Annotated in this window: 9 protein-coding genes; 6 read left to right on the top strand and 3 right to left on the bottom strand. The window is 39.8% G+C overall.

The genetic code is table 11. The features are described from left to right. Positions 1–194 precede the first annotated feature (194 nt). Entirely contained in the window at positions 195–1,184 is a 990-nt protein-coding gene (locus V7149_RS05950) for an ornithine cyclodeaminase family protein (RefSeq protein ID WP_335344731.1), read from the top strand. Between the two features lie 298 nt (positions 1,185–1,482). Here the strand turns inward: V7149_RS05950 and V7149_RS05945 are convergent, their stop codons facing one another. Beyond that, positions 1,483–2,973, bottom strand: a complete 1,491-nt coding sequence (locus V7149_RS05945; protein ID WP_335344730.1) for a peptide MFS transporter — start codon at positions 2,971–2,973, stop codon at positions 1,483–1,485. Positions 2,974–3,214: 241 nt separating this feature from the next. Continuing rightward, on the bottom strand, positions 3,215–4,705 hold the full coding sequence (locus V7149_RS05940) for a peptide MFS transporter (RefSeq protein ID WP_335344729.1): 1,491 nt from the start codon (positions 4,703–4,705) through the stop codon (positions 3,215–3,217). 321 nt (positions 4,706–5,026) lie between these two features. Between V7149_RS05940 and V7149_RS05935 the strand changes: the two genes are divergently transcribed. Continuing rightward, positions 5,027–5,512 carry a PaaI family thioesterase gene (locus V7149_RS05935; RefSeq protein ID WP_335344728.1) on the top strand — a complete coding sequence of 162 codons (486 nt, stop codon included), beginning with the start codon at positions 5,027–5,029 and terminating at the stop codon, positions 5,510–5,512. Between the two features lie 35 nt (positions 5,513–5,547). Here V7149_RS05935 and V7149_RS05930 read toward each other — a convergent pair whose 3' ends face one another. Beyond that, positions 5,548–6,966 carry a PAS domain S-box protein gene (locus V7149_RS05930; protein ID WP_335344727.1) on the bottom strand — a complete coding sequence of 473 codons (1,419 nt, stop codon included), beginning with the start codon at positions 6,964–6,966 and terminating at the stop codon, positions 5,548–5,550. Between the two features lie 474 nt (positions 6,967–7,440). On the opposite strand from V7149_RS05930, the gene V7149_RS05925 reads away from it, so the two are divergent. The 4 genes from V7149_RS05925 to V7149_RS05910 all read left to right on the top strand — a co-directional run bounded on the left by V7149_RS05925 (position 7,441) and on the right by V7149_RS05910 (position 11,569). Next, on the top strand, positions 7,441–9,114 hold the full coding sequence (locus tag V7149_RS05925) for a glycoside hydrolase family 13 protein (RefSeq protein WP_335344726.1): 1,674 nt from the start codon (positions 7,441–7,443) through the stop codon (positions 9,112–9,114). Positions 9,115–9,149: 35 nt separating this feature from the next. Then, positions 9,150–9,629 carry a Cys-tRNA(Pro) deacylase gene (gene ybaK, locus V7149_RS05920; RefSeq protein ID WP_335344725.1) on the top strand — a complete coding sequence of 160 codons (480 nt, stop codon included), beginning with the start codon at positions 9,150–9,152 and terminating at the stop codon, positions 9,627–9,629. A 166-nt stretch (positions 9,630–9,795) separates the two neighbouring features. Further along, positions 9,796–10,893: a PRK06851 family protein gene (locus V7149_RS05915; RefSeq protein WP_335344724.1), complete on the top strand. Its 1,098-nt coding sequence runs from the start codon at positions 9,796–9,798 to the stop codon at positions 10,891–10,893. Positions 10,894–11,041: 148 nt separating this feature from the next. Then, positions 11,042–11,569 carry a hypothetical protein gene (locus V7149_RS05910; protein WP_335344723.1) on the top strand — a complete coding sequence of 176 codons (528 nt, stop codon included), beginning with the start codon at positions 11,042–11,044 and terminating at the stop codon, positions 11,567–11,569. Positions 11,570–11,647: the final 78 nt, after the last annotated feature.

Below are 11,647 nucleotides of genomic sequence, written 5' to 3'. Positions count from 1 at the left end.
ATGGTGATAAAATATAGGGGAGGGATATCTTGGAAAGTAAGGTGCGTTCCCGTGGCGATATATATTATTTTATCAGCGCTCATTTCTCTTGTTGTGATTTGCGCTGTGCGTGACCGTAAGAATTGGAAGTAGCTTAAAAAAATAAAAGGGACCGAGGCAAGTGGTTTTCCTTTACTAGAAAGAAGGTACTTATTTTGCTAGTCATATCAGAAAAACAACTGCGATCCATGTATACAATGAAGGACGCGATTCAGGACTTGGAACAAGCTTTACAACATTACATAGAAGGAAAAATTCTTAATCCGCACAGGACGGTTCTGGAATTCCCCGAAAAGAATGCATCGGCCCTCTATATGCCTAGTGCCATGGAGCCAATCGGAAAAACGGCTGTCAAGGTAGTCACCATTTTTCCAAACAATCCATCAGTAGGGAAGAAGACCACTCAGGGTGTCATTGTTTTAAGTGACACCGACAATGGAGACCATCTTGCTTGCATGAATGCCTCTTATTTAACAAGGCTTCGTACGGGGGCGGTAAGTGGGATCGCAACGAAGTATCTTGCGAAGGAAACAGCATCAACGGTAGCAGTCATTGGCTGTGGCGGAATGGCAGAGGAGCAGCTTCAGGCTGTTCTGGAGGTTCGTGATATTAAGAAAATCTTGCTTTATAATCGAACAAAAGAAAGAGCACATGCATTTGCTGATAAAATTGCAGATCTTAGCCCAGAGTATAAAGGCGAAATTGCGATTATAGGTCATGCAGATGAAGCTGTTTCGAAAGCAGAGATCGTTATTTGCAGTACGCGCTCAGAAACTCCTGTTTTTTCAGGGGAAGCGCTGCAGCCTGGAACACATATTAATGGTGTTGGATCGTATCTCCCGCATATGCAAGAGGTAGACGTACAAACTCTTCGTAAATGCTCAAAAATTGTTGCTGATACGATTGAAGGAGTAAAAGATGAGGCTGGTGATTTTATTATTCCTGCAAACAGAGGAGAATGGAGTTTTTCAGACCTTCATGGGGAAATTGGAGAGCTGGCAGCAGGGAGAATCGCTGGCAGGGAATCGGATGAAGAGATCACCTTTTTTAAATCAGTTGGGATTGCATATTTTGATTTGGCTGTTGCATCGGCCGCCTATGAAAAGGCTATTAAGCTCGGTGTAGGAAGCAAAGTAGAAATATAAGAAGGTAGTTTAAAAGGGTTCAAACAAAGAAAATCAATAGTGTTGATATGAGAAGGGGCATCCAGTAGTCGAAAAATCGACTTATTAGATGCCCCTTGCTTTTTTTCTTAATTTTAGCGGACAGACAATCCTCTATTTCCATAAATTCGCATATTTATCGAATGAATCGGACACAGGATCCGCTAATGAATGAAATCTATAAGAAAATAGCTTTCTTTTCACTCAATAGCGGAACCCAAGTCTATTAACTTCTAAAAAGCAATCTTTTTAGATAAATAACGGAACCAGGGTCCTTTTTTTAACGAATTCCTTTCATGAAGCTCTGAATTTTTGGAGCTAACATAAAAAGGATGATCGAAAGCACGATGGAAGCCCCGCCGATAACGCCAAAGTACATCATTTCCGTTTCTGGTGAATAGAACTTAACGATTTGTGCATTAATCGCCCCTGCAGCTGCTGTTGATAAAAACCATAGACTCATTGTCTGTGCAGAGAAAGCAGCAGGTGCTAATTTCGTTGTAGCTGAAAGACCTACAGGTGATAAGCATAGTTCGCCAAGAGAGACAATTAAATAGCTGAGTGCAAGCCATATTGGACTAACTAGCGAATCTCCGCCACTCAAATACCCTGGCAATAGAATGACGATAAAGGATAATCCAGCTAATAATAGAGCGATTGAAAACTTTTGCGGAATGGTTGGCTGGCGCTTCCCTAACTTTATCCAAAGCCAAGCAAATACAGGTGCAAAGATGATAATAAATAATGCTGGCAGAGATTGGAACCAAGCAGGTGAAATATGAATGCCTGCAAAATCTAATTGTGTACGCTTATCTGCATAGTTTGCAAGAATAGTAGCCCCTTGATCATAAATAACCCAGAACATGACAGAAGCAATAAAAAGTGGAATATAGGCAATGACTCGAGAACGTTCCACATCTGTTGTTTTTTTACTGCGGTACATCACAATGAAATACGCGGTTGGAATTAAAATACCGAGAATCCCAATGAATGCAATAAATACATCAAAAGTTAAATGCCCTGCAGGAATAGCGACTGCACAGATGGCAGCGATTGCAATTACAGATAAAACAAAAATTGTAAATACCTTTTTCTTCTCATCTGGAGATAGTGGATTAGGAACGATTGTTCCTGCAAGCCCGAGATTTTTTTTCTTAGTAAAAATAAAAACGAGTAATCCTAAAAACATCCCAATAGCAGCAAAACCGAAACCTAGGTGGAAGCTTTTTCCCATAGCGCTGCCTGTGATTAACGGAGCAAGGAATGCGCCAAGGTTAATTCCCATATAAAAAATACTGAAGCCAGAATCACGTCGTCCATCTTCTTCGCTATACAAGTCACCAACAATACTAGAAACATTCGGTTTCAGTAATCCGGTACCAAGTACAATCAGCACCATGGAAATAAAGAACATCGTTGTATTTCCGGGAATAGCCAAAGCGATATGACCAAACATAATTAAAATTCCGCCGTAAAATACAGCTTTAGATGTGCCGATTAACCTATCTGCCATCCAGCCGCCAATAATTCCCGACATATAAACGAGTGCACCGTAAATCGACATAATTGATAGCGCAAATGACTGATCTAATCCTAAACCGCCTTTTGACACTTCATAGTACATATAGAATACAAGAATAGCCCTCATACCGTAATAGGAGAAACGCTCCCAAAATTCAGTGAAGAATAATGTAAATAGTCCCTTTGGGTGACCAAAAAACCCTTTTCTGGGAACGCTTTCAACAATTTGTTGCCTGCTAATATTTGACATAAGACGACCTCCTTATTATTCTATAATACTTTCGAAAGTTCGAAATTGTCAAAAGGGTATTTAGGGAAAAGAAGATACTCAGCCTCTAAACCTTGGTATAATTGGATTTCGATTACCAAATTTCCAAAATTTAGTTTTTTTGAAATAATAAATATATATTATGTTTTTCTTCGGATAGGAAAAACAAAAAAGAAGCAAGGACTCCTTGCTTCTTTTCATTAAATGACAAGCACTTCTAAAATTAACGAATCCCTTTCATAAAGCCCTGAATTTTCGGAGCTAAGATAAATAGGATGATGGAGAGTACGATGGATGCTCCACCAATGATACCGAAGTAAGCCATTTCTGTTTCAGGTGTGTAAAATTTAACAATTTGTGCATTAATAGCTTGAGCAGCAGCGTTTGATAAGAACCATAAGCTCATCGTTTGCGCTGAGAAGGCTGCAGGCGCTAGTTTAGTCGTAGCAGATAGACCAACTGGTGATAAACATAATTCACCAAGGACGGCGATGAATATACTTAGGACAAGCCATAATGGATTAACCAATGTATCAGTACCGCCAAAGTACGCTGGTAAAAGAATAACAAGGAATGATATTCCGGCGAAAAGTAAAGCTATCGAGAATTTTTGCGGGATAGATGGCTGGCGATTTCCTAGTTTCACCCAACCCCAAGCAAATACTGGTGCCAAAACAATAATAAATAACGGGTTTAATGATTGGAACCAAGCTGGTGAAATCGTAATTCCTGCAAAGTTTAACTGTGTCCGAGTATCCGCATAAGCTGCAAGGATGGTAGAACCTTGCTCTGCGATGGCCCAGAACATGACGGAAGCAATGAAAAGTGGAATATAGGCAATGATTCTTGAGCGTTCTACATCTGTTGTTTTTTTACTGCGATACATGACAACGAAATAAGCAGTTGGAATCAAAATACCCAAAATTCCTACAAGTGCAATAAAGCTATCAAACGTTAGATACCCGGCTGGAATGGCAATTGCACAAATAATAGCAATAATAACGGCAACTAATCCAAATATCGTAATGGTCTTTTTCTTCTCAGCTGGTGAAAGTGGATTGTGTACAATGGTGCCAGCTAGACCAAGATTTTTTTTCTTTGTAAACATAAATACTAATAACCCTAAAAACATTCCGACAGCAGCTATACCGAAGCCTAAATGGAAGCTATAACCCATTGTACTTCCGACAATTAGTGGTGCAAGGAACCCTCCAAGGTTAATGCCCATGTAGAAAATACTGAAGCCGGAATCTCGGCGATTATCTTCTTCGCTATAAATTTCCCCAACAACACTTGAAACGTTTGGCTTCAATAAACCTGTACCAAGTACAATCAGTATCATGGAAATAAAGAAAAGTGTGATATTTCCAGGGATAGCTAAGGCTAAATGACCAAACATAATCAAAATCCCGCCATAGAAAACGGCTTTGGACGTTCCGAATACTCTGTCGGCTAACCAGCCGCCGATGATTCCCGACATATATACTAATGATCCGTATATGGACATAATGGCAAGGGCAGTAGGCTGGTCAATACCTAATCCACCTTTTGACACTTCATAGTACATATAGAAAACGAGAATGGCTCTCATTCCGTAATAAGAGAAACGCTCCCAGAATTCTGTGAAGAAAAGGGTGAACAATCCTTTAGGATGTCCGAAAAATCCCTTCTGAGGAACGCTTGCTACAATTTGTTCCTTATCTATTTTAGACATGTAAATATCCTCCTTACTTTTTTCTATAATTTGCAATTTTACAGAAAGCTATTCGTTTAAAAAAACGAGTAATATTATACTATAATACTTTTGATAGTTTTAAATTGTCAAAAACTATTTTTTTAACAGGGGATGATGAAATCGCATTAATCGTTGGTAATATAAGCTTTAATGTAAAAAGAGTAATTAAAAATAAGTTTTTTTAAAATAATAAATTTATTATGATAAGGCGGAATATTCCCCAAAAAAATTCTAGTAAAATTAAAAGTGGCCGTGATCTTTCAGCGTTATGTTATAATTTTCTGAAAAGGGGGAGAAGGGATGAAAAATAAGGTACTTCATGCAGTTCAAGATATTTATCCGGATGACTTTGCCTGGTGCTATGGGTGTGGCCGCTTAAACGAGAATGGCCACCATTTTAGAACAGGCTGGTTAGGGGAAAAGACGGTAACGTTGTATACGCCTAAAGAAGAACATACCGCCATTCCGGGGTTTGTTTATGGAGGTTTAATTGCATCACTCATTGATTGTCATGGAACAGGATCTGCCGCGTTGGCTCTGCACCGTAAAAATGGGCATGAGATTGGGGATGGAGCGGAGCCGCCGCGATTTGTAACAGGCTCCTTAAAGGTTGACTTTCTTAAACCAACCCCTCAAGATGTCCCATTAAAAGCAATAGGCGCTGTAACCGAAATACATCCGAAAAAGTGGAAGGTTGATATCGAAGTGTTTGCCGAGGATGTGGTATGCGCCCGCGGCGAAGTCATCGCGGTTGTCATGCCTAGCACATTTGCCAAGACGGAATAAATAATTCAAGCAGGAGGGAAGACCTCCTGCTTGAATTATATCGAGTATGGCAAAAGGATTTTGACATGGGTCCCATTGGATGAACTCTCGATCATGATTTCTCCTTCATGCTCTGCAATGATGTTTTTGCAAATCATTAAACCTAGTCCCGTTCCTTTCTCCTTCGTTGTGAAGAAAGGCTCCCCGACTCGAGTAAGTAAATGTTCTGGGATCCCTGAACCTTCATCAGTGATCTGAATCATGATCCAGGCAGGGTGCTGCTGTCGAATATCAATATGTATGGCACCGCCTTTGGGCATGGCCTCAATTGCATTTTTAAGAAAATTAATAAACACTTGTTTTAGTTTGTTTTCATCACAATTAATAATGGGCAGGTTTTGCTCGATCGACTTGATGATTTGGATATTATTTAAATTTGTTTGGGTTTCTAATAAGGTGAGGACATGGTTTAATACAACCTCAATGTTTTTCTGGGCAAGTTTTGATTCTTGAGGCTTTGCTAGCCATAATAACTCATTTAGAATCGTTTCAATTCGATTAATCTCTGAGTTAATGACATCGAAGTATATTTTATTTTGCTTAAAGTCGCTTTCCATCATTTGAAAGAAGCCCTTTATGGCTGTTAAAGGATTCCTAACCTCATGTGCAATTCCGGCTGCTAACTGGCCGGCAATTGTCAGCTTTTCCGAATTAATCATCAATTCCTTTGTCTTTTCTCTTTCACTGACATCACGCATAATCATGTAGACAGCCGGAGTATTTTCAAATATTGTTGGGATCGTTTTTAATTCAATAGGAATGATCTTTCCATCCATGCGAATGAATTTCTTTTCAAATGGGCCAACAGAATGAATATGTAAATTGCGCTGTTTAAAACACTCATGGTCCTGATAAAAAATAAAGTCATAAATCGGTCTCCCGATAATATTTTCTTTATGCTGCAGCCCAAGCATCTCGATTCCTGTTGCGTTAATAAAAATACATTTTTCATCTTTTAAAATAATGACTCCATCTGGTGATTCCTCCACTAAGCTGTGATATCTGCCCTCACTTTCACGGAGCTTTTCTTCCGCTAACTTTCTGTCAGAGATATTCTGAATCTGACTGATATAGAATAAAGGGCAGCCGTCCTCATCTCTCACTAATGAAACGCTCATTAAAGCCCAAATATACTGTTGGTTCTTATGGATATAACGTCTTTCCATTTGATATGAATTCCTTTTCCCTTCGAAAAGAACTTGAACGATATGTTCATCTATTTCTGCATCCTCTGGAGGAAGGATATCCATAATCGTTAATTGTAACAGCTCGTTTTCTTCATAGCCCAAACTGTCACATAAAGACTGATTCGCCTTTACTATTTTTCCATCCAATGAGATGAGTGCCATTCCTATTCCTGCGTGTTCAAAAGCATGGATGAATAATAACTGATTATCTAAATTAATTTTATTCATCATGAATACTCCTTAATAATGATTTATTCATTCTTAGTTACAGGATTTATGTAGTTAATTTAAAGGATTAGGAAAATATATTGCTTAATAAAAACTCCTCGCGTTTTAAAAACTAACTTTAGGAAAATAGTCACTTAACAATATAATACCATTATTGGAAAAAAATCATAGGAATTGCTAGGTGTCTTATGCCCAAGGATAGCAGGTCGGTGATGTTCCGTAAGTTATGTAAAAATCATAAACCTAGATTTTTTCAATACAATAGGTAAGGGGATTTTTATATAAAAATATATGTCTGGTCATCTGGGAAATGATGTTAAAAGAAATTTATTTCATACCTCTCTAAATCATAGCTTATATCAAAGAATAAAAGGTTAAGAAGGGGTTACAATATGCTATTATTTTGCTATTTGCCGGTTCAAATTTGTTATATAACTCTCTTGGATAAAATATGAACAGAGAGGATGCTGTTGAATGAAGATATGGTGGAAAGAAGCGGTAGTCTATCAAATCTATCCGCGAAGCTTCCAAGATTCGAATGGAGATGGAATTGGTGATCTTCAAGGAATCATTCAAAGGTTGGACTATATCCAGGAATTAGGCGTGGATGCCGTCTGGATTTGCCCGATATTTAAATCGCCAAATGACGATAATGGCTATGATATTTCAGATTATCAGGATGTTATGGAAGACTTCGGAACAATGAAGAATTTCGATCAGCTTCTTGAAGAGGTACACAAACGAGGCATGAAGTTAATCATTGATCTTGTTCTAAATCATACAAGTGATGAGCATCCATGGTTTATTGAATCTAGGTTCTCAAAGGATCACCCAAAGAGAGATTGGTATATTTGGCGTGACGGGAAAAATGGGCGTGAGCCGAATAACTGGGAAAGTATTTTTGGCGATTCGGCATGGGAATATGATGAGAAGACAAAGCAATATTATCTCCACATTTTTTCAGTTAAGCAGCCGGATTTAAACTGGGAGAATGGGGAAGTTCGCAAAGCTTTGTATGAAATCGTTAATTGGTGGATTCAGAAAGGGATTGACGGCTTTCGGATCGATGCGATTAGCCATATTAAAAAGCGAGCGGGTTTACCTAATTTGCCTAATCCAAAGAAATTAAAGTATGTCTCGTCTTTCCCGATGCATTTGAACCAAAAGGGCATTCATCCGTTATTGAAGGAGTTTAAAGAAAGGACCTACGGAAATACAGATGTGATGACAGTTGGGGAAGCAAATGGAGTGACGGTGGAGGATGCAGGGCTTTGGGTTGGACAAAAGCAGGGCGTCATGGATATGATTTTTCAATTTGAGCATCTCGGTCTTTGGGACCCGGAAGATAAGGACGCAGAGCTAGATATCATTGAATTGAAAAAGGTGCTGACTAAATGGCAAAAAGGCTTGGAGTCGGATGGATGGAATGCTTTATTTATTGAAAATCACGATAAACCTCGTGTCGTTTCTACCTGGGGGGATGACGGGAAATATTGGCGTGAGAGTGCGACAGCCTTTGGAGCAATGTATTTTTTCATGAAAGGGACACCATTTATATATCAAGGGCAGGAAATCGGCATGACGAATGTTTGCTTCTCTTCCATTGATGATTATGATGATGTGGCAACGAAAAACCTCTATATAAAGAAACAAAGCGAAGGACTAAAGAATCAGGAAATCATGAAAATCATTTGGGCCTCCTCTCGTGATAATAGCCGAACACCTATGCAGTGGTCAGCGGAAGAACATGCTGGATTTAGCACCGTATCTCCATGGATGAAGGTAAATCCGAATAATAATGAATTGAATGTGGAAACACAGCTTCGGGATGAAGGGTCGGTTCTTTCTTTTTATAGAAAAATGATTCAATTGAAGAAACAACATGAAGTATTTAGTTATGGTCAATATGATCTAATTTTGGAGGAGAATAAACCAATTTTTTCCTATACACGGACATTTAAGGGTGAAAAAGCTGTGGTTCTCACAAATTTGTCCGGTCGGCAGGCGAAGTTTCAGTTAAATGAATGGAGCCTAAGCTCAGATCAGCTTCTTTTAAATAATTATTCAGTGGAAAAACACAGCTTACAGTCCATGTTTTCTTTTAATCCTTATGAAGCTCGAGTATATAAATGTCATTCCGTTACGTGATAAAATAAAGGAAAAACCTCGTAAGGAGCACGATGATGGCACAAGGGAAAACGAATGCCATGCGCATTCTCGATTCGAAAAAAGTGAAATATGAATTAATCACCTATGACAATCAGGATGGAAAAATTGACGGTGTCTCAGTAGCGCAGAAAATCAATAGAGAGCCGAGAGAAGTTTATAAAACACTGGTAGCACATGGAACTAGCAAACAAACATATGTGTTTATTATTCCGGTCGAGGCTGAGCTAGACTTAAAGAAAGCCGCCAAGGCAGCAGGAGAGAAGAAAATCGAAATGATTGCGGTCAAGGATATTCAGACGCTAACAGGCTATATCCGCGGCGGTTGCTCACCAGTTGGCATGAAAAAGCAATATCCAAGCTTTATTGATATTCAGGCATCAGAACTTCGGTCAATTATTGTGAGCGGCGGAAAAATTGGTGTTCAGATTGATGTTAGAATGGAGGACCTGATTCAGGTCATACAAGCTCAGTTGAAGGATATTTGTAAAAATTGAACACTTTTAATGGATTATTTACCACAGACTTTGAGCTGTGGTTTTTTAAAGGGGTATTTAGGAATTTTTATCCACGCCTAAGTAGGCATTCACCCATCAATCCCCATTTGCATATGGTAAAGGTGAAAAACAATTCAGGCAAATGAACGGGAAAGGACGTGTAATTGTGGCTGGAAAAATTTTAAATTACTTTGGCGGCGGAAATACAGCACGTGGTTTTTACAGCTTGTTTGAGTCTAACCTGCAAGGACTTGAACGATTATTCATCTTAAAAGGCGGTCCTGGAACGGGAAAGTCCTCTCTTATGAAAGCCATGGGTTCGGAATGGGCAGAGAAGGGATATGATCTAGAGTATATCCATTGCTCATCGGACAATAACTCGATTGATGGTGTCGTTATTCCCGCTTTGAAGGTGGGAATTGTTGATGGAACAGCCCCTCATGTCATTGAACCAAAGGCCCCAGGTGCCGTGGAGGAGTATGTCAACCTAGGTGAGGCCTGGGATTCGAAGGCTTTATCAGAGCAAAAAGAGGAAATTATGCAAATTAATGAGCGAGTCAGCGGTTCCTTCGAAATGGCTTATAGCAAATTGGCAGAAGCGCTTAAAATTCATGATAAATGGGAAAATGTTTATATAGAGAATATGGATTTTGCGAAAGCAGATCAGCTTACAAATAAGCTATTGAAGGAATTCTTTGGGAATATGCAATTAAATAAGGCTTCCAATGTTAAGCATCGCTTCCTCGGTGCAGCAACACCGATAGGGGCGGTTGATTTTGTCCAAAACCTGACAGAGGGCCTTCCTAAACGATATTTTGTTAAAGGCCGTGCGGGCACAGGAAAGTCCACGATGCTAAAAAAATTAGCTAAAGTTGCAGAAGAACGAGGATTCGATCTGGAAATTTATCATTGCGGATTTGATCCACACAGTCTTGATATGCTGATCTTTCGCGAGCTCGGTCTGGCGATCTTCGACAGCACCAGTCCACATGAATACTTTCCAGACCGGGCGGGAGATGCAATTATTGATACGTATGAAATCATCGTCTCTCCAGGTACGGATGAAATTTTTGCTGAGCAAATCAAAGAAATTAGCCAGCAATATAAGGCGAAAATGAAAGAGGCCATTTCTTATTTAGCTCAGGCAAAAGCACAGCGTGAGGAATTAGAAAAAATTTATATTGGAGCCATGGATTTTAAAATGGTTGACCGGATGCGGAATGATATCAGGGCTGAAATTCTGCAAATGTCTGAAAGAAATTAATAGCTGCAAGGTTAATAGTTTATATAATTTTTTATATTTTTCCATTAAAGACACGGCCCACACACAAGTGAATGAACCTTGCAGAAGATTATTATAAGCAGTCAAACACCCAAAGTAGGCGTTTTGCATACATTAGAAGGAATGTAAAATGAGAGGAGATACAAAATTTATGGATTACAGCTACTATCCCTATTCATTTCCCTTGAATGCAGAGCAGAATGCTATTTATGACAGAATATTTCCGGGCGGGGGATTTGGACCTCCAGGAGGTTTCCAGCCGGGCCAACCAGGATTCCCACCGGGTCAGCAACCAGGGTTTTCACCAGGCCAGCCAGGATTCCCACCGGGTCAGCAACCAGGATTTCCTCCAGGCCAACAGCCAGGATTCTCGCCAGGTCAGCCGACAGGTGGCGGACAGCAAGGGGGCCCTCCATCATCACCGCCGCCAGCCTTCACGCCGCAAATGCAGCAAGCTACTACCTTTGCAGTGGATCCAGGAGCAATTAGAAGATGTTTATTCCGTTTTACTTATATGTGGCTTCATAATGGCCGGAGCTTCTGGTTCTATCCAGTCTTTGTCGGAAGGGATTCAGTTGCCGGCTGGCGTTGGAGACGCAATCGCTGGGTATACTTCGGAACAGACCTGCGCAGCGTCCGCTCCTTCCAATGCTTCTAAAATCGGTGCCAGGTACCTTCTGCGGACAGTTAATTAATACTGTGCGCATGGAGAGGACAGTTAAGCAGCTATAAAGAC

It is taken from the genome of Bacillus sp. JJ1503 (assembly GCF_036965125.1).
In the GTDB taxonomy this organism is placed as follows: Bacteria; Bacillota; Bacilli; order Bacillales; family Cytobacillaceae; genus Cytobacillus.
The sequence above is the reverse complement of the archived record's forward strand: the minus strand, read 5'-3'. Positions and strand labels throughout refer to the sequence as shown.

Bases quoted from the DNA above. Each gene is read 5' to 3' on its own strand.
- V7149_RS05945 (WP_335344730.1), bottom strand. From the start codon at position 2,973: ATGTCAAATATTAGCAGGCAACAAATTGTTGAAAGCGTTCCCAGAAAA.
- V7149_RS05940 (WP_335344729.1), bottom strand. From the start codon at position 4,705: ATGTCTAAAATAGATAAGGAACAAATTGTAGCAAGCGTTCCTCAGAAG.
- V7149_RS05935 (WP_335344728.1), top strand. From the start codon at position 5,027: ATGAAAAATAAGGTACTTCATGCAGTTCAAGATATTTATCCGGATGAC.
- V7149_RS05930 (WP_335344727.1), bottom strand. From the start codon at position 6,966: ATGAATAAAATTAATTTAGATAATCAGTTATTATTCATCCATGCTTTT.
- V7149_RS05925 (WP_335344726.1), top strand. From the start codon at position 7,441: ATGAAGATATGGTGGAAAGAAGCGGTAGTCTATCAAATCTATCCGCGA.
- ybaK (WP_335344725.1), top strand. From the start codon at position 9,150: ATGGCACAAGGGAAAACGAATGCCATGCGCATTCTCGATTCGAAAAAA.
- V7149_RS05910 (WP_335344723.1), top strand. From the start codon at position 11,042: ATGAGAGGAGATACAAAATTTATGGATTACAGCTACTATCCCTATTCA.